This window comes from Catalinimonas locisalis (assembly GCF_038039535.1).
In the GTDB taxonomy this organism is placed as follows: domain Bacteria; phylum Bacteroidota; class Bacteroidia; order Cytophagales; family Cyclobacteriaceae; genus Catalinimonas.
On record NZ_JBBPHP010000016.1, the window covers coordinates 101,852 to 124,591 of the forward strand.

Sequence of the window (22,740 nt, forward strand, 5' to 3'; positions counted from 1 at the left end):
AAAGCCAAAATATAATTTGACCTCGATTATCTACTCATAAATAGTAATAAAAAAAAGTGCCCCCTACTTAAGCAGCACCTTTCCTCTAGAAATTTTAAATTAAATACAAACGGTTATTATATAGACTGCATAAGACATTAAAAAGATAGGGAGTGTAGAAAAGAAAAACCCAGAAATATTTTTCTGGGATAAAAAGCAATATAAATGGGAACAAATAGCTTTTTGATATAAATAGATAAGCAACAAAAAAGGCTCCGTGTACGTACACAATAGCAGAATACTTATAATAATTAGATTGTTTAGTGACAATGCCATTTTATTAAGTCCCTTCAATCAGGAGGGATTTTCTTATTAAAAAAAGGTAGCAATCACCTGACTACTACCTTTCTGATTGTTATTTGATAATTCAGTTAAAAAAATAATGACAAATCTTAAATTCTTTAGTTCAAATTCATCTGCACAAAGTTTTCCTCAAAAAACGTTGATAGAAAATAAAACTCTGTTTGATCAAAATTCATGATCCCTGCTTTCAGCTTTTCAACTATATCTATAATCACTTCTACTGTATAATTATCTTCTATATCAGTACTGATATTGCTCATATGCAGGTGCTGATTAGTTTTGAAGAAGGAGAGATAGAAGAGTAGTTCAGGATTGAATAGTAACTGTTTCATAACTAGCTGTTTATTTGATTGAAAATATATTGATGGTGAATTAAGCTGCTACGATAATATTCTTAATAATCTGTTCTATTCTGAATTCCTTCTTAACTAGTTCTTCAAGCTTATTACAAAACTTATCTATGTCTTTGATCAGGAAGTAATTAAGATATATCTCATTTGAACTGTAAAACTTCTCATACACAAAGTTGTAATCACTTAAAATATCAGGTATTGTTACTTCTCTTTTCTCAAGCATTCGTGCGAATTGTGTGTATAATGATGTATTAGGAATGTTGATAAATTCTTTGATGTCGTGATCATAATGAAATAGGATAACAGTACTATCTGAGAACACTAATCTATCATCAACAGGACAATCCGTAAATCTGAAATATATAGCATCGTGCCAGCTTTTTTCAGGTGATAAGAGATAGTCTATGTATCTATTCTTTGTTCTTGTATATCTCTTTTCAAAGTCTTTAACAGCTTCGTCATATGTCCAGATTTTTGATATTTCATTGTTCATAGTATTGTGTATGTTTAGTTTAGAAGTATGTATATCGTTGCTATACAGAGATATGAGAGATAGACTATAAGTAGTATATCAGGTCTGTGATTTAGAACTTTCTGAATCTTCTTTAAAGTTTTGAATAATCTTTTATATATCAGTTCTATCATTTCTAGTTGACATATTATTATAATGCTAACATACATGCTTATACTGATATATACAATACATTGTTGTTAGTACTTGTTAGAGATGTATGTCTAACAGAATCGTTTAATAAAGCTTTATATATAACTTTTCTAATATTTTTTAATTAAAAAATGTGGTTATGATGATATAATTTTAATTAAAAATTTTTGCACTGTGTGAATGCTTGTTAGAAACAAAGATTTGTCAAGATGACAAAGTAAAAAGAATGGAAATCAGAAGTAATTGTAAAGGTCTTAGGTTTTGTATTTTTTGTCTAACAGGAAAATTGAATAGGGCCTGAAAAAAAATTGAAAATATTTTAAAAAATTTTTGGCAGGTGCTGATAATTGGGTATAAAAAAACCTCCCCGTAAATGTTTTGGGAGGTTGGGAAGTGGTGTAGGGGTGGTAGTTAAAGTATCTTAACCTCTATATTGTAGCAGAATGGATAAGAGAGTAAATTCTGTTTAATACTTTCCACATTTGTTAACCTTTCTTTTATTTTTTCTATTTCCTGATAATCAGTATTTAACCCAATCTGAGTATTTAAATTTTCTATAGAATGATTAATAGTTTTTATTAGTAGCTGTAATTCGTCTGAACTAAGAGTATAGAATTCGTTCAATCCAATATCCTTCCACTGCATAGCTGAAGCTTCACTAAACCATCTACTAGGTTGATCCTTATAAAGAATATCCTGCCAATTATTATTGTCGTTAACCCATTTTAAAAAATTATTTTGTTCATCATCTGTACCTTTTGATACACCAAAATTAACAATAGCTTTTGCATATCCTGTTTTAAAATTTCCATTATCTGATACTAGATTTTCATAACTGTTATACATGGTGTTTAAAATAGTTTGGTTGTGATTAGTTAACCATCTAATAAAGTAAAAATCAGTCTACATTAGAATACCTACTTATCAGTTTTTTTCTTTTTATCCACCTATCTAAAAAAACGGTCTACATTAGAATAGGTAATTAACCAGTATTGGAAAGTTGAAAAAATGGATTAACATAAAAATAAATATATGTTTTAAAAATCGGTCTACATTAGGGTATCTCCTCCTCTTTTCTTCTATTCTAATGTAGACTGGTTTTTAAAATCCTTAATAATTACTATCCTTTTATATAAAATAATTGTCTTAATAGAGGAACTAACAGAAAGTAGTTACTATTTATTAATAAGTGATTTCAACGGAATCATTTTTTCTATTAAGAGTTTAAAAACAGTCTGGTAAGGGTAGCTCCCTTACCGGAGTGTTTAAAAAAGAATGACTCAAATAGAAAGGATTTCAAAAAGATCATTAAACTTTTATAGCCATAGTCGCTAAAATAAAAAAAATAGAAAAAATGAAAGTACTTGAAAAAGAAAGATCAATCGTATTTTACGATACTCAAACCTGTAAATCTGGATCTCCCATTACTACTTGATTCAGCAAATGAATTTGAAGTAGCTAAAAATCAAAAAATTCAAAAAGATACCTACACCGTTAATAATTCAATTGTAGGTGAAAAAAAGTTTGACGTAGTTAAAGGTGCTGTTAAAATCAAAGCAAAGACCTTTAAGAAGCACTTACCCAAACTTTATTACATTCTCCACATTATTCAGAATCAAATCATTAATAATTCTGAATACTCCCACAATTCCTATGTTAACCTAGATTCCCAAATTCTTAAAGGGATATTGGGTAGTGAATACAGGAAATACCTTAATGTTCTGTTATATCTGAATGTCATTGAATCGAATGAATCATATTATTATGGTACAGATATAGATAATTATAGTAAGTCTTACCGATACACTGAGGACTATAGAAAGGCAAATAAAGAAGTATATAAAGTAGATGATCCCAAAGGTCAGATAATGAAAAATGCTTCAAATGTTTGGGCTAGGAAAACTCAGAATTTAGTTAAACATCAGGATCATATTCAAAAGCTTCATAGTGAGTTCACCAGCTTACTAAATAACTTTGATAGTGATAATGCTTATAAATATATAAATCACTGTAGAGGTCTTGAAATACCCGTAAAAGACAAAGTTATAAGTAAAGGTAAGTTCTACTTTGTTGAAAAGAACAGAACATTCAACGATGAAATTCAGAAGGATTATAAACAGAAGGTAGCAGCTATATCAAATAATGAATCTTACTTCAAGTCTGATGCTGTAAACCGTATCCACAATAATTTTACTGAGTTACCTCGAATATTGGTCCCATTTATTAAGGATCATAGCGGTTACTCTATGATTGAATTAGATGCATCAGCTAGTCTAATATGTATCCTGTATAGAAATCTGGTAAAGTATAAGGAAAAATATAAAAAAGAAGGTGTTATTAAAGATATGGGATCATATGATTATGAACTATCATTGCTTAACCACACCTTAAGTTACACCCCTGATCAACCTAATAAAAAGGATATATATAATTTAATCCTGTCAAAAATAGATCAACCTGAATGGACTAGAGACGATGTAAAGGAAAGAATGTTCTCTACCTTCTTATTTCAGGTTAAAGAGAAAGACAGTACTATTAAAACAGCTTTTTCATCACTGTTTCCACTGATCACCAAGGTAATTGTACATATCCGTAAAGGTGGTCATGATGTATTTTCACGTGATCTTATGAAACTTGAATCAAAAGTCTTTCAAAGCATCTGGAAAAGAATTCCTGTTGAAGTTGATGGGTGTTCCTGGATACCTAAACACGATGCAATCTTAGTTGATAAGTCATCATCAGAAGAGGTCAAAGCAATTATGATAGAAGAATTATCAATTTTTACAGGGCTAAAAGCCTGGGTAAAGGATAAGGATCATCAACAAACATATGATGAAATAATACAAAACCTTGAATCTATGAAAGGATATTCATCTATGAAAAAAGTTGAATATCAAAGCAAAGTTTCTAGCAATGTGACAGAAGATATGAGACTTGAAAAGCGTATTGAAAGATTAGAAAAAGCGGTTAATACTGAGATAGATGAAAATGATTTATTTGATACTATATACAAGCAGTCAAGTATCGAACAATTAGAACAGATTAACGTAAATAAAAATAATACAAATGATATGAACATTAACCAAAACCAAAAAGAAGAAGTAGAACTTAGTGATTACGACAGTGATCAGGATACAGTAGAAGATATTTCAAATACGTTTGAGCGGAAATATGATCCTGTAAAAGGATATTATTATGAAGGTTATTCCCCGAACTTAGCTAAGATTGAGAACCCTGATACGCCTCTTGATTCAATAGAATTGAATGGTTCTGAAAGATGGTATCTCTATGAGATTATGCTCGATTATTATAACGGGATTTCAAGTTTCACCTGGGATTTTACAAGGAATAGAATGATTGATCGTGATTCGTTCTTTGGCTTAATGTCAGATCCTGATCACCACACTAAGATTAGATTCAATAAAAATATTATGGAAAATGTTCGTGATATAATTTTACGTGCAAAACAAAAAGAATTGGCTGTAGCATAAAAAGTAGGGGGAGTACCAAAACGTACACCCCCACAATTTTTTATAAAATACTTTCTTCCAAAAATGGAATATAGGTAAGGGTGTGTCAATTTTGGGACACCCCTGTACGAAAATGTACGGGGTTAACTTTTTAACACCTGTGAATATTATTTAGAATCATTATAAATTACATAATTATATAAAATTTTTCTCCCTGATTATCAGATAGTTAGAAAATATTCAAGGTCAATATATTAAAATAAAGAGTTTTTCTTGAAGTCGCTTCTATTTATTAATGAGACGACAGATTGAAAAACTTTACAGCTTTACGCTGTCGGGCAGTTAGGTTTCTTCGTCGTCTCCCTTTCTGCCCGTTTTAATTTTATTTAAAATTTAAAGACGATGAATTATGTAACAAGTCAAACAGGTAGTACTGATCTAGTCTACCACACTTCACCACCACAGGAACAATTACTTTCTGGAAGACAACTACACGCTGAACTCAATTCAAATAAGGACTTCACTACTTGGATGAAGTATCAGATAGACCGCTTCAACTTAGAAGAAGGAAGAGATTATATAGTAACCTCCATAGATGGAGGTAACCCTAACGGTGGAAGAAAAGAGTTAACAGAATACGGTTTAAAATCTATCACTTATCAGTTAATTAAATCATCTGATACCGGAACGGAGGGAATGCGTACAAGATGCGAACTAATATCAAAAGCAACTGAATATGATAAGTTAATGAATTCTGCCTCCCTTTTTCAAAACCCTGAATTCTTTAGAAGTATAGCAAACACACTTGAAGAAAATCAAAAGCTTACTTACCAGAATCAGCAACTAGAATCTGATAATAAAAAGATGCAGCCAGCCTTTGAATACTGTCAAGATGTAAAAAATACGGATGATCTATTCACCATTCAGGAAGTTTCTAAGCTATTAAATTTTAAAGGGGTAGGTCCCAATAAACTCTTTGAAATCCTGCGAAATGAAAGAATCCTGCAAAGTGGTAAATACAAAAATCAACCTTATAGTAGTGTAACAGACCGTTTTATTCTAAGAGAATATGAGTTTTACGGTAAAGATGATAAGGTTAGAATAGGACACAGGACTTACGCAACAATGAGAGGTAAGGCTTACTGCTCAAAACTGCTCAAAAGATTAGGATACACCCAGAAACATAAAAGCAATTAATGCCAAAATTCACGGCAAACATTAAAAAAGAAGAAAAATTAATAAACTAAAAATGAAAAATTATGAAAAAAATGGATTACAATTCCTGATTAAAGAAGATGATCTATACGTTACAGCTGATTCAGTTTTCAAAAAACTGGGTTACGACAATTCCAATAAACAAAGATGGTTTCAAAAAAATATAACTGAAAAGTACAATAGGTTTGATGACTACTTTTTTGATGAAAAATTAGGTCTATGTGTTCAGGTTGAAGTTATGGAAGAAGTTTGTATAGAGAGAAAATATAACATAGCAAAAGCAAGTGCAATTGCTGATCAATTAAGTACCGAGTATCATAATTTCATCAAAAATCATGACTGGATAGAAGATTCTGATGATACTTTTTACAATGAAAATCTTCAGCCAAAAATTTCTGAAGCACTTGAAAATATTCAACCGAAAAAAATTGCAGCAGTAGATTTCAAATTGTTTGAACTCCCTGATAGACTTGTGATCAACGGCAAAGAATATGTCAGCAAAGAAAGTGTAGAGAAAGATTTTGTAGAGGCATCGATGAAATTAGAAGCTATGAAAAATTTGCTGGAAGCATGAGATATATACTAATATATATGATAACAATCCTGTTATTGTTCAACATGTACGTGTCTAATGTGTATAGTTTTGAAAGGAATTATGAAGTGCTGCGACTTCACATAAAAAAGCAAAGTAAAACAGAGATTAATGTTTAATTTTTTTAAAAAGAAAAAAGATAAATACTTCTTCAGACAACACACTTCAGAATTTTGGAGAAATGAAAATCCTGTTATAGCTCAAGATGAAATAGTAATAGATATAGATAGTGATTGTATCAAAATCGGAGATGGAAAAAGTAAATGGAGCGAATTAATAGGTGTAAAATGGATATCCGCAAAGGATTTGAAAAACGTCAAAAAAAGATAACACACTATTTATAATTGTTAATCTCAACCACCTCCCCGATAAACATTTGAGCCAAAAAAATGTGGGAGGTTTTTTTATTGAACAAAAAAAAGTCTGGGGAAAAAATAAAACCCAGACTTCTTAAACAATAAACTAATACACTTAAAATAACCTTATGACTGATGTAAATATCAGCACCCCCTGAATAATATACCCACCATTTTTCCCTTAAAAATTACGCTGTAAGCAAACATCAAAGCCATGCTATTTATATAAAAATAGGTAATTGGCTAAGATAAAATTACGAAGAGATACCTCAGCAAACTGGCAAAGTATTAACCCGATTTTGCTAGAAGGGGAAATAGGAATTGTCACAGATACAAACCCAAAATGCATAAAAATCGGTGATGGGTCAACGGCATGGAATTCACTGGATTATGCAATTCTTTCAGATAATTCTATCACTACTCAATATATACTTGATGATGCAATCACTGAGGTAAAACTTGATCCTTCTGTTCGTACAAAACTTAACGCATCAGGATCTACTTCAGGTGCTAGACCTCCTGTCACATCAGGTTTCACAATCACTTCAGGAAATAGCAGCACGTACAACGGGAAGTACGATATCTTCACAAACACAGAAGATATCACAATTACTATATCATCAGCGTTAGGAAATTTTGACTACGGAGGAAAGCGAAAAGGTTCGGGACAAATATTCATAGATGGTTCTGTAATTAACTTTGATAATGGAGTAGAACAGTTACTAGTTGAACAGGATGGTTTGTTCTATATATATTCTTATAACCCTGTTTCTGAATCTTACGGTTACGAAGGGGATTTATCTGGTAATACAGCACCTACCAGCAATCCTTCAATTATCGGCACAATCAAAGAAGGTGAACAATTAGTAGCGGAAGCAGGGTACTTTGATGCTGAAGGGGATGCAGCTGGAACGCATTTGTACAGATGGGAAACAGCAAGCACAGGAAGTACGGGAACTACAACACTTGAAGCTACAACTCAGGCTTTCACGATTCCTACAGGTAGTACATATGCAGGAAAATTAATTCGTCTTGGTGTACAAACTTTTGCTCAGACAGGTGTAGAAACTTCAGGGAGTTATACTTATACAGAGTTTCAAACTATTGCAGAATCTACTTCAAGTAACTTATTAGAATATACAGACATAAGTAATGTAAAGTTTGCGTTCACAAGTTTGCAAAATGTCTATCAAGATTCAGCAGCTACAACACCCGCAATTGTTGATTCGACTAGTGTACAATCAGTGAAAGATCTTGTATCAGGTTTCACAGGTACAGAAGCTACAGAATATCCTAGCTATGTAACATCAGAAGGTTCAAAAGCGGTTCGTTTTACGGGTAGTCAATTTCTGAGTTTTGGAGACATTATCGATGAGATAGTCAACATGCAAACGACTACGAACACATTCGATATTGTTGCCTTGTATAAGGTGAATGACAACACACAAACTAACGTGTTGCTTGAAAAATACGATGGCACAGACGGATTTCAGTTCAGACCGAATGGTCGCCATCGCATAAGTCTTGCTAGAGGATCAGCAAATGAATTCAATAATCAGACAAAAACGGTCCAACCTGGGGGAAATCCTCCTGCGGATAACTATGTGACAGGACCTTATCTAGTAGCTTCAAAAGTGAATCTTGCCTTAGCAGGTGACAACAAACAGCAGTTGTGGCACTGGGGAATCGAAATGGCTACTGGAGAATTAGGCGGTCCTGCTACAGGTGTTAGTAGTGGTACAGATGCACCTTTTACTTTCGGAAATGGAGGTCCGATAAATATGGATCTTTTCGCAGTTGCTATAGGCCAAAACCTTAGTACAGCTGAGATTCAAGCCTTAGAAGGTTTGATGGTTCACGAGCACAATTTCCAGAATAAGGTGATAGAAGGTTTCCCTATCCTTCCTGTAGGACACCCTTACAAAAATAACGCCCCTCTAAAATCTGATCTCGGTCTATAATGCATCCGATACTACTTGAAATAATCAGAAATAGAGAAAGCTCAACTGTGCAATTACCTAGTGCTCCTGCCGGAATGACCTTGCAAGGTGGACAAGGGAAAATTGTAATTTCTTGGAGTGGAATTCCCGCTGGTGTGACTAATAGAGTAATAGAAGCAAGTCTTGATGCTTCTAATTATTCTGTAATTGCTAGTGTCCAAAATGGAGATTTCACACTGAATGATACAGCATTCGAGTATGTAGGATTAGCGGATAATACTACTGTTTATATCAGGATGCAAGATCAAAATGAACACGGTTTTGGTCCTTACAACACTCCTGATTTTGCTGTAACTAATGAACCTGTAGATCCACCTGGAGAACCGTTAGGCGGATTCAGTGACACACAACTAATTGATGCTTATATCTCTAATAATGAAAGTGATGTACTTGTCTTACAGTTTGATGATACTGTCAATCTGGGCAACTGGGTAAATAATGATTTGTATTCTATCGATCTCAAAGGTGGGTGCTGTCGGGTTAAGAATTATATCAATGGATCAGGTACAAATACATTACGTTTCAGACTTAGTGATCACGCACTTCCTGATGATGAATTTGAATTTTTCTACAGGCATGAAGTAGGCAGTTTGACAAGTAATGGTGGTAAGGTTAACACACAAAATTTTACTGTTGATAATCAGACAACTTCATATCAGGGTACAGGTACTATATATTATATAAGTGAAACCGGAAATGATGCAAACAACGGTCTTTCACCTGGAACGGCAAAAAGAAATTATTCAGCTGTACAAAACCTGTTGCAAGCTGGGGACTACGCACTATTCAGAAGGGGAGACAGTTGGACAGGGACAAGAATTCTTTTCAATCGATCAGGAAATGCGAATCAGTATATCACTATAGGCAGTTATGGAACAGGTGCAAAACCTGTAATCAGCGGAATAGGAGGTCAATCAGTAGTAGAATTCACTCGTAGCTATAATGCTGTTGCTGACTTAGAAATAATCCATTCAGGTGGAAAAGGTGCTGTGCATTATGTCGGCTCTGAAAGATGTATTACAAGCAACTGTACAATCACGAGGAACGGTGGAATAGGTGGTTTAGGAATCCTGTTTGCGGAAAGGGAAAGTGGTACTATATATCCTATTGTGCTTCATAATACTGCTTTACGATTTTCAAATTGTATTCGTAGTAGTGGTGCGGATGGAACAAATCGAGGTACTCGTACAGATGATGGTACTCCTACTGGTGAATTTCTTCATCAAGTTCAAGGTGGTAGAATTCATGGGAATCTCGTAGGTGACAATCCTGGGACAAATCTCGATGGTATAGGTGTCATGAGAGGCGATTACAACGGTATTGTTGTACAATATAATACTGTACGAAATTGGGGGGATGATGGATTCGATCACTTTGCTGGAAGGAATATTATTAATCAGTACAATACAGCAATTAACCCTAATAACGGTTCTGTAAATGCATTTAAAATTGGTGGTTCAACAGGTAATTTTGATGCAGACAACGGAGGTGTAAGAGGTGCTCAAGCAAAGAATGTCATTTGCAGATATAACAAAGCACTAGGTCATTCAAATGCGAATGATGGCTATAATGTCATCAATTTGAACGATGGAAGATCAGCAGAAATTTACGGAAATCTCATTGTTGGCTGTACCCAAGGAACTGGTATAAAATTGGGTCAAAGTGGTGTAGACTATATACACGTATATAACAATACAATTATCGAGTGTAGAAGAGGAATGGAAAGTTGGGGCTTGGATGGTAATACTAATCAGGTACAAATCTATAACAATATCTTTCACAGCAACGGTAATCCTGATGGTTATGATATGAGTTGTAGCCTGGGAAATGGAAACGGGGATCATGTAGGAAGGAACAATATTTTTTGTAATGGTTCAGGTGGTGGTGCTGGATATACAGGACAGGGAGACATTAATAATGTAAGTCTTACTGATCTATTTGTAGATCCTCAAGCAAACGGTAGTGGAGATTACACCCTAAAAGCTGGTAGTGTTGCGATTAATGCAGGATTCAACATTGCAGGATATACTAAGGATATTAATTCATTCACGGTTGATCAGATAGATATAGGTTGTCATGAATATCGATCAGGAGAACTTGTATCTACTACTATTCATCTATGTGGTGATAGTACTGTGAATTTGAATTCTGGTGGTAAGCATGGTTGGGGAGAATATTTCGGTAATTATGTCAATGCTAGTGCAACTGTAAATAATAGAGGTGACTCTGGAGAAAGTGCTGATTCTTTCTATGAACTGTTTTGGAGTGGTGGTGCTAATCCTGTAAGAGATCAAGTATCAGCAGGTCACTATGTACTGTTTCAGTTCGGACATAATGATCAGTACAGCGAAACAAAAGGCACTTCAACGGCTGTAATGGCAAATAGGTTAAGAAGTTTTGTCGATGAAACACGTGCTAGGGGAGGTAATCCAATATTGGTTACTCCTGTAGAAAGGATGATTGCACCTTCTTTCAACAGTCATGGTAATTATGATGATACTGTAAGAAGTGTAGCAACTGAAAAGAATGTTGTTTTACTCGATCTTCAAGCACTTAGTCAAGAGACTTTCTTATATCTATACTCGCAGGATGGAACAACAACTATTGCTAGTGACTTCGCTTCTAGTGATTCCCCCCCTTCGGGACCTGACGAAACGCATTTTTCTGCTAGTGGTGCTGATAGAGTTGCAAGAATGGTTCTGAGTTTGATCAATGCAAGTGGTAGTAATGTGAAACAATATATGAGCAATCAGAATTTCACCTGGAACAAAACTAATTACGCATAGTAGAAAAAGGTCCGGCTCAAACCACGACACCGGACCTCTACTCACTTACGCTGTATATATGTAACTAACTATGCGTTATAAAGGTATATTTATTATTTGAATAATACAAATTTAATTTGAAGTAAAAAAAGGCTCGAACTATATGAACGAGCTTTTCTAGATTGTTAAGTTGTGTAAGAATATGCATAAAGGTAAATCAAATATTGTAATAATACAATTTATCCGTTTTTTGCTTCTAGAATTTTTTGTAGATCACTTTCGGTAATGAATTTTCCTTTAGCTTTTTCATTACCTACATTTTTTACATCTATGTTTAGTTTCTTGATATAATTCTTCAGGGTGTTAAGAGATATTTGATTATCAGGGTTATTAACTACCTCACTAAAAGAATAGAATCTTTCCATAATCTTATTTTCATCAGCATACTGTATAATATCCTGTATATCTTGATCAGAGATATTACATATATAATCATATACTTTCCCGTTAATATGATTACTCAGAACAGGAAATGACTCAGCTATCATTTGAATAAACCTTCTTACCGAATCCTTTCTATCAAAAACAATATTATACACTTTGAAGTGATCCGAATGCAGAGTAAAAAATATCTTCAAAAAATGTTCTGCTTCCTGTCTGTTCAAATGAAGTAAATGATTAGTTAATAATCTAGCTGCAAGTACTTGTGATATTCCTGAATCAACATATACCGAATCGTAAAAGAATTCAAAGTTCTGTGCTATAGACTCGTATTTTTTCATTACTCAGCTTTCTTAATTGAATTGTAAATTTCCTCATGCTTCAAATTCCCTTTCACCATTGCAGCAGTAGATTTGTACTGATACCTACTTCTTGCTTTTGATCTATGTCCAGTTGCAAGTCTACTAATTGCTTCATCGATCTGACTTTCATCATCAATACTTACTCTCGTTTGTCTAGCCATTTTGCTAGTGATATGATCACAGAATCTTTTTCTTTCTATCATCTTTATATTCCTATCAGCATCAAAATATTTTACTTCTATTTCGTGATCCCATCCCAGCAATTCAGCTAACTTTTTTAACTGGAGGTTTATGTCTTTAGCAGGTTTACGTTTAGGTAATTTACCATCATTCCGTTTTAGAATTTCAACTCCATAACTCAGGATAGGAATGTCTTTATGTTGTTTTTTGTTTTTTTGCTCGAAGTAATTCAGTAACCAAACTTCTCTAGCTTCACCATCTATCATCATGTATTCCTTCCTTATGTCATCCTGTTTAATTGCTAGGTAGTCATGAACTCGTAGTCCACCCATCGACACCATAAGTACAAAATGATCTCTAGTAACCCTTAGATGTGATTGTTTAATATCAAACTGATCAAAATTAAATAAGTCCAAAAACATACCATAATCCAACCCTATAGGATCATCAAACAAAACATCTGGTTTTAGGTCTTGGATATCCTCTTTTATCTCCATCACATATTGTTTAATTTTCCTGTTTCTCCTATTATATTTTTTGATAGTATTGAACACTCTACCCAATCTTGACATATAAGATTCAATTGTACTTATCTTATCAAGATGCTTAGATATGTAATCATAAAAACCTTCTAACCATTCAAAATCTATATCCTTTAACTTTGCATTTTTGTCATATAGCTCGACGTAATTCCTGACATTTTTCTCTGACTTTCTAGTGTTCTTGTTTGAAATATTATTCAAATGAATGTCGCACCAATCAATTAATTTTTGATCAAAAAATGATTCCTCATCATTAGTACTTCTCTTTACTTTTTCAGCACGTTCCTTTTCAATCTCCAATGCTTTTTGCATCTCCACACAGGTAGGTTCTATTCCATTTTCAAGCAGAGATTTTTTCACTTTTTCAAGTCGATCAGATTCAGCTTTGAGGTAAGCATTTAGGGATTCATCTGTTTTGGAGATCCCCAAATCTTTTATCCAATCATTTTTACTTACTCTGAAATTTGTAGGAAACCTTAAACGAGAAGGTTTGCCTGGGTGACGATATTCTATTACTACTTGCTGTTTACCTTCAGCATTAACGAAACTTAGAAGAATTGCTTTTACATAGCCCATAATCAATAATATTTACCGTTTGAAGCTCATTAATACAGGATTAATACACGAATACTAATACAGTATTAATACAAAGAACGGCATTTTATTGAAAATGACATAGTAAAAATGCTAACAAAATTTAAATAATTATAATTGTTGACAAAAATATAGTGTCATATTCTGTCAAAAAACCAATTGGCGGATTCCTGCCGGGACCACAAAATCCCCTTGTAAACATTTTGTATGCAAGGGGTTTATTTTTGCCTCACTTCCTGAATTTCTCTAACACCGATTATTAGCAAAAGTAGTTTCCCATGTCTCATGAATACCATTTCAACGACACCCATAACGCAACATACTTCTAAAAGCCATTTACCGATACCTCTACTATTTCTGAAATGCTCATTGCTATCTACTTTATTGTAAATAGCAGGAAGGTGAAAAACAATATTTGCTTTCGTAAATGGTAGCACAAGTGATCATAATAGGAATCTGAATATTATATAAAAATTCCAACTATTTTTGTAATAATTTATTTACATAACAAAGCATTCAATTTTTAAAATTTTAAAAAGACATTTTTTTATAAAAAATCTTAAATAATTTTAATCAGCCATATATGCCTGAAAAATAATGAGTTACGTGAAACTATAAAGCTAAAAGTTTAAAACATAATTCCTTTAAAACTTTCGGGCCTATAAATTGACTTTTTGTTTCGACGCAGAATCAGCAAATTTGTATATAAGCAATTAACTATACTAGTGTGAGTTTTTTCACAACTTTGTATTAACAATTTGCTTTCGTATTTGAAAAGGATAATAAGCAGGACAGAATTGCTTTGAAGATATGTAGTTGAGTATAATTCTTACTACAAAGAAAAACCAGCATGGTAGGAACATGCTGGTGAGTTTAATTTTTAACTAAAATTTAAATTACCTGTTATGAGTAATTTCAATTTACCGGAAATCACAGCACTGTTACTAGCAGTAGCTGCGGTGATCCGCGCGATATCACGCTTTCGCAAATTAAAGTAGCGTGAATTTGAACAGCCCCGAGGTTTTACCTTGGGGTTTTTTGTCATACAGTGTATAACATTGGACATCAACGTATGACAATGTATAACAACGTAAAACTGGGTAAAACTGAGTAAAAAAGCAAAATTATTTTATGTAAAAAGCTAAATAAATTATGCAAAATGCTTAATAAATTGTGCTTTTTAAGTGATAAATTAGTTATTGCTGATTCTATTCTCTGACAATTTTTCAAGCCCCTTTACTAACCTCTCTTCATGTGTTACTAGCTTTTTCTGATACAGAAAACTTATTCCAGTAATAAGGGGCTATTTCTACTGAGGTACCCCTAAATCTGTATGCATAATGTAGTGATTGATGAGGTCAGAGATAGAATTTTATCTACCGCATTGAGCTTGATGGCTTCATTTGTACCAAATACTTCCCAGCTTTGCTCATCTTAACTTCTACACAAGCATTTTAACTTCTTTCTTTAAACCTTCAAACAAAAAGTTTTTTCAGCGATTATGCTTTGGTAATCCTTGTAAAAACTACCTTTACCTATCGCTAACCTATCTTATCTATGAGTTTGTATCCATACTTCTCTCTTCAGAACTTAATATTGGGGCTGTTGATATTCCTGGCGGCCTGTACCGCCACTTCTACCAATTTCACCGGTTCCTGGAAAAGTCCTGATCTGGATAAACAAAAGAGCTACGACAATATTTTTGTGGCTGCTCTTACTCAGAATATGAACGCCAAAGAAATTGTGGAAGGAGAGTTAGTGGCTCTACTGGAGCAGCAAGGCATTAACGCGACTACCAGTCTAAGCTTATTTCCGAATAACTTCTCAGCAGAGCATGCCAGCGATAAAAGGCTGATTCTGGACAAAGTAAAGGCTAATGGTAATGATGCTATTCTGGCCATATCATTGGTAGACCAGACGCATGAGAATCGTTATGTAGGAGGAAATGATACCTATGCTCCTACCTTAGCTTATGGTTATTACGATAACTTCCATACCTACTATTCTTATAACTACAACCAGATCTATACACCCGGCTATTACTCTCTGGACAAAATCTACTACCTAGAAACCAATCTCTATGATGTAGAAAACGAAAAGCTGTACTGGTCTGCCCAGTCCGATACGTATAATCCGGGTGACATAGAGTACTTTGCCGAAGATTTTTCCAAAGCTATTATCGCTCAGCTGAAAAGAGAAGGCCTGATTGAAGTGGAATAATACTACCTGGGATTATTGATTGAGCAGCGCATAAATCTGATCGGCTACCTTTCCGGAAGAGGGGCGGTCAGCTTCCGGATCTTGAATTCTACCTTCCCGGTCAATCAAAATGTATCGGGGAATTCCGGTCAACATATACTTTTTCCAGATAGAAGCTTCTTCTTCATTCACATCATTATGCATATGTGTGCCGATCAGGTCAGGGTGCTCCTCCAAGTATTCCAGCCAGGCAGACTTATTATTATCTACTGAAACATACAGGAAGCTCACGTCTTCCTCTTCGGCCAGCTCTTGTCGTAATGCTATAGAAGCGGGAAACTCCTCCCGGCAGGGACCGCACCAGGTAGCCCATACGTCTATGTATACCACTTTGCCTTTGAGGTCGCTTAAAGCCAGCCTTTCTCCCTCAGGAGTAGTGCCGTAGAAATCAGGAGCAGGGCTCCCCGTACTGATTGCCATCCAACGATCATACTTTTCTTCCAGTGATGTCAGATAAGGAGAGTTACTGTTATTTTTGAGAAATTGATGATATAATGAATCTATATCAGGAGATATTCCTTTCCTATCCATCCATGAGCTGATATTCCAGGCCAGGAAATAGTCTGAAAATTTAGCCTGATCATACTGGGTACGGATAAGACTATCTATCATGGATGGCATTTGCTTGTGCAAATTTTCCCTTTCCTCTGCACTCGTGCCATAATACAAGGGGTAAGCGACAGTAGCATCCATACTTCGCTGTAACAAGAAGGCGTAGTCAGGCATCTGCTTTTTCATCAGATTTGAGTCGTAGGGGACTCTTTGATACACACTGCTAAAAGCTTCAGGCAACTGATACGCTCCTACCGTTTCGCCATTACTTATGGCTTTCACTACAAAATCATTCTGCAACAAAAAGGCATAACTTGCTTCTTCTTTCAGCACGTCTATCTCATTCCTTTTTTCCATCAGCGCTCTCATCTCAGCATCCATATCCACGCTATCCGCGTACCGCTGAAGGAAGCTATCCATACTATAGCGAATAGAGTCCAGCCGATCTAGAAAAGCCTGCTGTTCAAGCTCCCATATAAACTTCCCTCCACTTCTGAAAAATGGTTGTCTAACAAGAAATGAACCTGCCAGATAATTGTTTACTTCGGCTCCTTCACCTTCAAAACTGAGAGGCTGCTTTGGGGCTGCACCATCTATCGTTATTGTGAGCGAGTCTCCTGGTTCCAGATACAGCTGATTACTCTTGAGCTGCTCTTGCTCTGTCAACTGATAATCCAGTATCGCAAACAGTCCATGCGCCAGTTTCATGTCCATCTCGCCTTTTCCCAGTGAATCCAATGTCACTTCTGCCAGGATATTACTTTTACCGCTAAGCATATCAAAAGTCAGCACCTTTACCGTATCTGAGGCCAGATGCTTCGCCTTTACATTGATATATACTGACTGCGTATCAGTTTGCCTGCTTCGCTGGTCTTCTTGACAGGCATAGAAAAATAAGGAGACAGCTAGTGCAAGAAGAGAGAAGAGTGAATTTCTCATGATCTAAAATTAAATTTTACCCTACTTAAAGTAAATTATTAAGTATAAGATAAATAAATCATGAGATATTCACAATTAATCAATTATCATTCGGCCATAGCTCCTTAAATTCATCTGCTTTCCCCAGGTATTCATAGCGCTGCAAAGCAATAGGTACGTTGCCATTGACCATCAGGAAGTCATGGAAATTGCGTAAGCTGAAGTTGTCTCCCTGCTGTATTTTGGCATCAGCCAGAAACTTCATGATCTGTATTTTGCCTATCTGATAAGAAATTGCCTGTCCCGGGGTGAGGCTGAAGAAACCTGCTTCTTCTACCGCTGTTTCCCTATCCATCGGTACAATGGTTTCCAGATAATTGGCGGCTTCAGGAATATCATAATTACCTACTGCCAGATTCACATCTATATCTACCCGCAGGGCACGCAGCCGCATAAAGCTGTACATGATTTCCCGGGTGCGTGGTCGGTCATCCAGTAAACCAAACTGCAATAACATTTCCTCTACATAGAAACCAATTCCCTCAATAGGGCCGGAGTCAAAGAAGCGGCGGCGGATAGGGTTATCATTCTTCCACGAACGTACCAATTGAAAATAATGGCCGGGCACACCCTCATGAATGATGATAGGGCGAGGGTCCTGCGCTATGGCTTTGTAGAAATAAGGCAGATCCCAGGAAGGATCACGGATATAGCTTACGCCATCAATATCCAGCCGCGATTCTGAGGTAAGGTCGTCTGTAACGCCCATATGGGCAAGAGGAGCCAGATAGGGGGTGAGTTCTTTATTGAGGTAGTGATTCACATCCTCAGGCACGCTCATGATATTCATCTCTTCCATAAAATCCCTGATTTCCTGCTCCTGCTCTGCTTCTTTGGTAATCTGTGCCTGGGCATTCTCAAAAAGTGTGGGGGCAGGTTCATCCACATTGCGCATCTGCTCAAACACATCAAAAGCTACCGAACGGCTCCATTCCATCGCTCCCATAGTCAGCAGTTCTTCGGGCGTAAAAGGTATGAGCGCAATGTTCTTCAGAAAGTAGTTATAATTTTCTCTGCCGACCTCAAAGGATTGGGCCATCTCCGGCATCTCTTTTTCCAGCCAGTCAGCGTAGGCAACCAAGGCTTCAGTAGCAGCTTGAGTAGCCTTGTCCAGTTTTTTGTGGTAAGATTTATCAGCCACCTGCTGAAGCGCCTCATTCATCTGCCGCATCTTTTGATCAATACCTTCCAGATTATTTAAGGCGATCACCGCTCCTCCGGCAAAAGGCTCGGTCAGATTAGTATGTGCATATTCAAGCGTAGTGGGAATAGATTGGAGGCGGAGAATTATCTCTTCCAGGCGGGCATCATCCATTTCTGTATGTAAAACCAAGAGTTCAAACAAAACTCCCAGGGTCTGATGCACATAGAAGTCAGGATTGCGGTAGGGGAGGCGCAGTACGTTCAGTTCCCAATTGATTCGCTCTACTGCGGAGTGCAACAGCAAAAAATCCACACTGTCTGACTTATTCCAGCCACTTTGGTCAATCGCATCCAGCGCATTACGAAATCGCTCATAATCCTGATGGTATTGCTGCAGGGCTTCCGGTGAATAATCGGGCACCCAGCCCTTAGGTCGCTCCACCCGGTTAATATCGTCGCCGCTGGCAGGCTGCATTTTGGCACGCCAGGCAAAAAAAGTTTCCCCAAAGCTTTGCAAATCGTCATTGGCGAATGCAAAGAGGGGAAGGAGGGTTAGGATAAGGATTCGGACTAATGTCATATTTTCATGCTTGTAATAAGATTATCAATTTTCAACGCTTATTTGCTTTGTTACTTTTTGTGGCAATGACAAAAAGTAACAGCGCGGCTGCCGCCAAAAAAGTCTAGCCATCCAGGCCGGAAATCTCCGAACGCTTCACCACACATACCAATCACACGCCCGCCGGATATTCAAGCCAACGCACAAAAACTAGCTGTTTAACTATTCATTGTCAAACCAGCTGATGTCGGACTCTTCTACTTGCTGACGGTAATTTTGCCAGGCATTCGCGTAAAAGTCATCTACTGCTTGCTGAAATTCGTCTACCAGTTTTTCAGCCTGTGCCACTAGCGCCTTATCCTGTTCCGAAGGTTTATGTAGTCGTCCCATCAGCGCATATTGTGCATCAGACACACTGGAGTAAGCCGTAGTTTCAAAAGATTGCCAGGCGCCCACCTGCTTCTCCGGTCGCTTACCTCGGGCCTGCTCACTCAAGTGTCGCAATTCATCTTTGATCTGCTGAGAAAGCTTGACTAAAGTATCAGCTTCAGCATAATTCAGGGTTTTTAGCTGGGACTCAATTTGACTAACTGTTTTTTCACTTTCAGTAATTTTATTTAAAGCAGAGCTCAGTTGACTTGTGCTTTTGTCCAGGCGCTTCAGCAGAGCATAGTGCGCGGCATCTACTTCCGACTGATCGCCAAACCGAGGGTCAGGAATGACCTCCACTTCAGTAGTATCTTGGGTACCATCATACGTAATTACTGCCTGATAAGTGCCCGGCAACACAGGAATATCTCTGCTCTCATCAGTCACATAAGCGCCCGGAAGCTGTGCCGCCTGCTCATCCAGTTTCCAGGTGATGTAATTTAGTCCCAAATCCAGTTCCGTTCTACTAACGGTCTGAATAAGATTTCCCTGTGCATCATAGATTTCCGCTTTGACTTCCCTATCGGCAGTGGGTTGCTCAGCGATGTAGAAAGGAATTTTCACCTTCTGGAAAACCCTGTTCTCTCCTTCAAAAGTTGTATGAAAGCCCGTCCAGATATTGCCGGGAGGGGCAATGAACAAGCCTTTCACCTGCACCACCTCATTCAGCGGCAGGGCAGTCAATTGATCATTCAGATTTCCAGCAGCTGCTTCCCGCAGGCTCAGCAGATCGTCTATGATCCAGATCGCCCGCCCGAATGTACCTACGATCAGAGCAGATTCTCTTTCCTGTATGGCCAGGTCCATGGTAGAGACTGCCGGGAAGCCATTCTCAAATTGTGTCCAGTTATTCCCTTCATCCATACTGATCCATAAACCGTTCTCCGTACCCAGAAAAACCAGCTTAGGCTCTACCGGGTCCTGTATCACTGCCAGCGCATAGCCTTTCACATCACTACCATCTACCATACGTTCCCAGCTTTTACCATAATTAGTGGTACGAAAAAGATAGGGCGCATAATCGCCCCGGCGATAATCATTAACGACCATCCAGGCGGTGGCGGCATCATGAGTTGAAGCTTTGATCTGGGCAATCCAGCTACCTTCCGGCATACCTTTTACATTGGCAGTTAGGTTTTGCCAGCTTTGTCCGCCATCCTGTGTCAGTTGTACCTGCCCATCATCAGTGCCTACCCAGACGATTTCCTTCTCCAACGGACTGGGAGCGATCGTCAGAATAGCATTGTAAAACTCCGCCCCTGAAGCATCTATCGTTAGCCCCCCATAGTCCTGCTTTTGCTCTTCAGGATTATTAGTGGTGAGATCGGGAGAGATAATTTCCCAATTGGCGCCCTTGTCAGTAGTTTTGTGCACAAACTGGCTGCCATAATAGGCGGCATCCTGATTCCAGGGGTCCCGTGCAAAACCAGCATTCCAGTTGAAGCGAAGGCGAGTATCCAAGTCGGTAGCCTGCGGCTTGATACTCTGGTAATACCCCGTAAGCTTATCGTAGCGGAAAAGATCGCCATTCTGAGCCGTACCATAGCCAAAACGAGAATTGGCCGAGTCGGGTGAAATATAAAACCCATCACCTCCCACCAGATACTGCCAGTAGAGCGTGCGTATGCCTCCTCTTTTCCACACATAACCTGGCCCCGACCAGTTGCCATTGTCCTGCATGCCGCCATACACATTATAGGGCATATCATTGTCCACATTGATATGGTAAAACTGTGCCACCGGAATGGTCTCGGGAAAATACCAGCTCTTCCCATGATCGTGGGTGATGCCCAGCCCCCCATCACCACCAATGATAAAAAAAGTAGGATTGTTAGGATCTACCCAGAAAGCATGAAAATCGGCGTGTATGCCTTTGGTCTCATCGGCAGGAATCATAGGAATGGAGTCAAAACTTTGACCTCCGTCATAACTTAATGTGAGGGGCTGATAAATATTGTACAGCCGGTTCTGGTCCTGCGGATCTACCGCTAAGTCCTGGAAGTAGAAAGGGCGGTTGTTGGTATAGCGGGGGTTATCATTGATCATTTCCCAATGCTTTCCTCCATCATTACTGCGATAGAGGGCATTTTTCTCAGCTTCTACTTTGGCATATACTCTCTCAGGATTGCTGGGAGCAACAGCGATACCGATACGCCCCAGTTCTCCGGCAGGCAGACCGTTTTCTTCACCCAGTTGCTGCCAGTTTTTGCCTCCATCATAAGTCACATATAGACCAGAGCCGGGGCCGCCGGAAGTGAAGCTGTAGGGAGTTCGCCTATGCTCGTACATAGCCGCGAATATTTTGTTGGGATTTTCAGGGTCCATCACCATATCCGCCACACCCGACTGCTCATTGGTATAGAGAATTTTCTCCCAGCTTTCTCCACCATCAGTCGTTTTGTAAACCCCTCTATGTTCACCAGGCGTAAAAGGATCACCCATCACGCCTACATAGACTATGTTGCCATCATTAGGGTCAATGAGGATACGATGGATGGTTTTAGATTCTTTTAATCCCCTAGATTGCCAGCTTTCTCCACCATCCATACTTTTGAATAAGCCCTGGCCCAGGTTCATGGAGTTGCGGGGATTGCCTTCACCAGTCCCTACCCAAACTACAGCGGGATTGTCCTGCTGCACCGCTATGGCACCTATGTTCATGGTCGGCTGATCGTCAAAAATACTTTTCCAGGCCGTGCCTCCATTCTCAGATTTCCATACCCCGCCGGAAGCAGCCCCCACATAAATAACTTTAGTAGGATGATCTACTACCGCATCAATAGCGGTAATTCTCCCGCTCATATTGGCCGGCCCGACGTTGCGGATATTGAGGTTTTTGAAATATTCGGGTCGAAAGGTTTGGGCGTGGGTAAGGCTTAGGCTAACAAACAGAAACAGAATTAGTAATACATAGTAAGGTTTAAGAGACATTAGTATAGGTCTT

General features: G+C 37.5%; 15 protein-coding genes. 7 read left to right on the forward strand and 8 right to left on the reverse strand.

All coding sequences use genetic code 11. From position 1 onward, the window contains the following. Positions 1–440 precede the first annotated feature (440 nt). From WJR50_RS18925 to WJR50_RS18935, 3 genes are all read right to left on the reverse strand, one after another. Positions 441–674 (reverse strand): hypothetical protein, encoded by a 234-nt coding sequence (locus WJR50_RS18925; protein WP_341294878.1) that lies wholly within the window; start codon positions 672–674, stop codon positions 441–443. Between the two features lie 40 nt (positions 675–714). Continuing rightward, positions 715–1,188: a hypothetical protein gene (locus WJR50_RS18930; protein WP_341294879.1), complete on the reverse strand. Its 474-nt coding sequence runs from the start codon at positions 1,186–1,188 to the stop codon at positions 715–717. A 582-nt stretch (positions 1,189–1,770) separates the two neighbouring features. Further along, positions 1,771–2,205 carry a hypothetical protein gene (locus WJR50_RS18935; protein WP_341294880.1) on the reverse strand — a complete coding sequence of 145 codons (435 nt, stop codon included), beginning with the start codon at positions 2,203–2,205 and terminating at the stop codon, positions 1,771–1,773. Positions 2,206–2,723: 518 nt separating this feature from the next. Here WJR50_RS18935 and WJR50_RS18940 point away from each other — a divergent pair. The 6 genes from WJR50_RS18940 to WJR50_RS18965 all read left to right on the forward strand — a co-directional run bounded on the left by WJR50_RS18940 (position 2,724) and on the right by WJR50_RS18965 (position 11,778). Next, complete coding sequence (locus WJR50_RS18940) at positions 2,724–4,850, forward strand: hypothetical protein (protein ID WP_341294881.1); 2,127 nt, start codon at positions 2,724–2,726, stop codon at positions 4,848–4,850. A gap of 381 nt (positions 4,851–5,231) precedes the next feature. Continuing rightward, entirely contained in the window at positions 5,232–6,026 is a 795-nt protein-coding gene (locus tag WJR50_RS18945; RefSeq protein WP_341294882.1) for a phage antirepressor KilAC domain-containing protein, read from the forward strand. Positions 6,027–6,078: 52 nt separating this feature from the next. Further along, positions 6,079–6,618: a hypothetical protein gene (locus WJR50_RS18950; protein WP_341294883.1), complete on the forward strand. Its 540-nt coding sequence runs from the start codon at positions 6,079–6,081 to the stop codon at positions 6,616–6,618. Positions 6,619–6,747: 129 nt separating this feature from the next. Continuing rightward, a complete protein-coding gene (locus tag WJR50_RS18955; RefSeq protein WP_341294884.1) occupies positions 6,748–6,966 on the forward strand; it encodes a hypothetical protein in 219 nt (72 codons plus the stop codon). Positions 6,967–7,231: 265 nt separating this feature from the next. Further along, the gene (locus WJR50_RS18960) at positions 7,232–8,953 is read left to right on the forward strand and encodes a hyaluronate lyase N-terminal domain-containing protein (RefSeq protein WP_341294885.1); all 1,722 of its coding nucleotides are present in this window, start codon (positions 7,232–7,234) and stop codon (positions 8,951–8,953) included. Continuing rightward, positions 8,953–11,778, forward strand: coding sequence for a hypothetical protein (locus WJR50_RS18965; RefSeq protein ID WP_341294886.1), 2,826 nt, complete (start codon positions 8,953–8,955; stop codon positions 11,776–11,778). Before WJR50_RS18960 ends, WJR50_RS18965 begins: the two co-directional genes overlap by 1 nt. 218 nt (positions 11,779–11,996) lie before the next feature. Here the strand turns inward: WJR50_RS18965 and WJR50_RS18970 are convergent, their stop codons facing one another. Together WJR50_RS18970 and WJR50_RS18975 are read right to left on the reverse strand one after the other, a co-directional pair. Further along, complete coding sequence (locus tag WJR50_RS18970) at positions 11,997–12,539, reverse strand: hypothetical protein (protein WP_341294887.1); 543 nt, start codon at positions 12,537–12,539, stop codon at positions 11,997–11,999. After that, positions 12,539–13,858 carry a phage integrase SAM-like domain-containing protein gene (locus tag WJR50_RS18975; protein ID WP_341294888.1) on the reverse strand — a complete coding sequence of 440 codons (1,320 nt, stop codon included), beginning with the start codon at positions 13,856–13,858 and terminating at the stop codon, positions 12,539–12,541. The genes WJR50_RS18970 and WJR50_RS18975 overlap by 1 nt, the downstream gene beginning before the upstream one ends. A 1,575-nt stretch (positions 13,859–15,433) precedes the next feature. Here WJR50_RS18975 and WJR50_RS18980 point away from each other — a divergent pair. After that, on the forward strand, positions 15,434–16,096 hold the full coding sequence (locus tag WJR50_RS18980) for a hypothetical protein (RefSeq protein ID WP_341294889.1): 663 nt from the start codon (positions 15,434–15,436) through the stop codon (positions 16,094–16,096). 12 nt (positions 16,097–16,108) lie between these two features. Here WJR50_RS18980 and WJR50_RS18985 read toward each other — a convergent pair whose 3' ends face one another. From WJR50_RS18985 to WJR50_RS18995, 3 genes are all read right to left on the reverse strand, one after another. Beyond that, positions 16,109–17,626 (reverse strand): TlpA family protein disulfide reductase, encoded by a 1,518-nt coding sequence (locus tag WJR50_RS18985; protein WP_341294890.1) that lies wholly within the window; start codon positions 17,624–17,626, stop codon positions 16,109–16,111. Positions 17,627–17,705: 79 nt separating this feature from the next. Next, entirely contained in the window at positions 17,706–19,388 is a 1,683-nt protein-coding gene (locus tag WJR50_RS18990) for a DUF885 family protein (protein ID WP_341294891.1), read from the reverse strand. Between the two features lie 201 nt (positions 19,389–19,589). Then, positions 19,590–22,727, reverse strand: a complete 3,138-nt coding sequence (locus WJR50_RS18995) for a hypothetical protein (RefSeq protein ID WP_341294892.1) — start codon at positions 22,725–22,727, stop codon at positions 19,590–19,592. Between the last annotated feature and the right edge of the window lie 13 nt (positions 22,728–22,740).

Excerpts from the sequence above, each read along its gene's own strand:
- WJR50_RS18955 (WP_341294884.1), top strand. The coding sequence starts at position 6,748 with ATGTTTAATTTTTTTAAAAAGAAAAAAGATAAATACTTCTTCAGACAA.
- WJR50_RS18970 (WP_341294887.1), bottom strand. The coding sequence starts at position 12,539 with ATGAAAAAATACGAGTCTATAGCACAGAACTTTGAATTCTTTTACGAT.
- WJR50_RS18985 (WP_341294890.1), bottom strand. The coding sequence starts at position 17,626 with ATGAGAAATTCACTCTTCTCTCTTCTTGCACTAGCTGTCTCCTTATTT.
- WJR50_RS18925 (WP_341294878.1), bottom strand. The coding sequence starts at position 674 with ATGAAACAGTTACTATTCAATCCTGAACTACTCTTCTATCTCTCCTTC.
- WJR50_RS18950 (WP_341294883.1), top strand. The coding sequence starts at position 6,079 with ATGAAAAATTATGAAAAAAATGGATTACAATTCCTGATTAAAGAAGAT.
- WJR50_RS18965 (WP_341294886.1), top strand. The coding sequence starts at position 8,953 with ATGCATCCGATACTACTTGAAATAATCAGAAATAGAGAAAGCTCAACT.
- WJR50_RS18930 (WP_341294879.1), bottom strand. The coding sequence starts at position 1,188 with ATGAACAATGAAATATCAAAAATCTGGACATATGACGAAGCTGTTAAA.
- WJR50_RS18935 (WP_341294880.1), bottom strand. The coding sequence starts at position 2,205 with ATGTATAACAGTTATGAAAATCTAGTATCAGATAATGGAAATTTTAAA.
- WJR50_RS18975 (WP_341294888.1), bottom strand. The coding sequence starts at position 13,858 with ATGGGCTATGTAAAAGCAATTCTTCTAAGTTTCGTTAATGCTGAAGGT.
- WJR50_RS18995 (WP_341294892.1), bottom strand. The coding sequence starts at position 22,727 with ATGTCTCTTAAACCTTACTATGTATTACTAATTCTGTTTCTGTTTGTT.
- WJR50_RS18945 (WP_341294882.1), top strand. The coding sequence starts at position 5,232 with ATGAATTATGTAACAAGTCAAACAGGTAGTACTGATCTAGTCTACCAC.
- WJR50_RS18980 (WP_341294889.1), top strand. The coding sequence starts at position 15,434 with ATGAGTTTGTATCCATACTTCTCTCTTCAGAACTTAATATTGGGGCTG.
- WJR50_RS18990 (WP_341294891.1), bottom strand. The coding sequence starts at position 19,388 with ATGACATTAGTCCGAATCCTTATCCTAACCCTCCTTCCCCTCTTTGCA.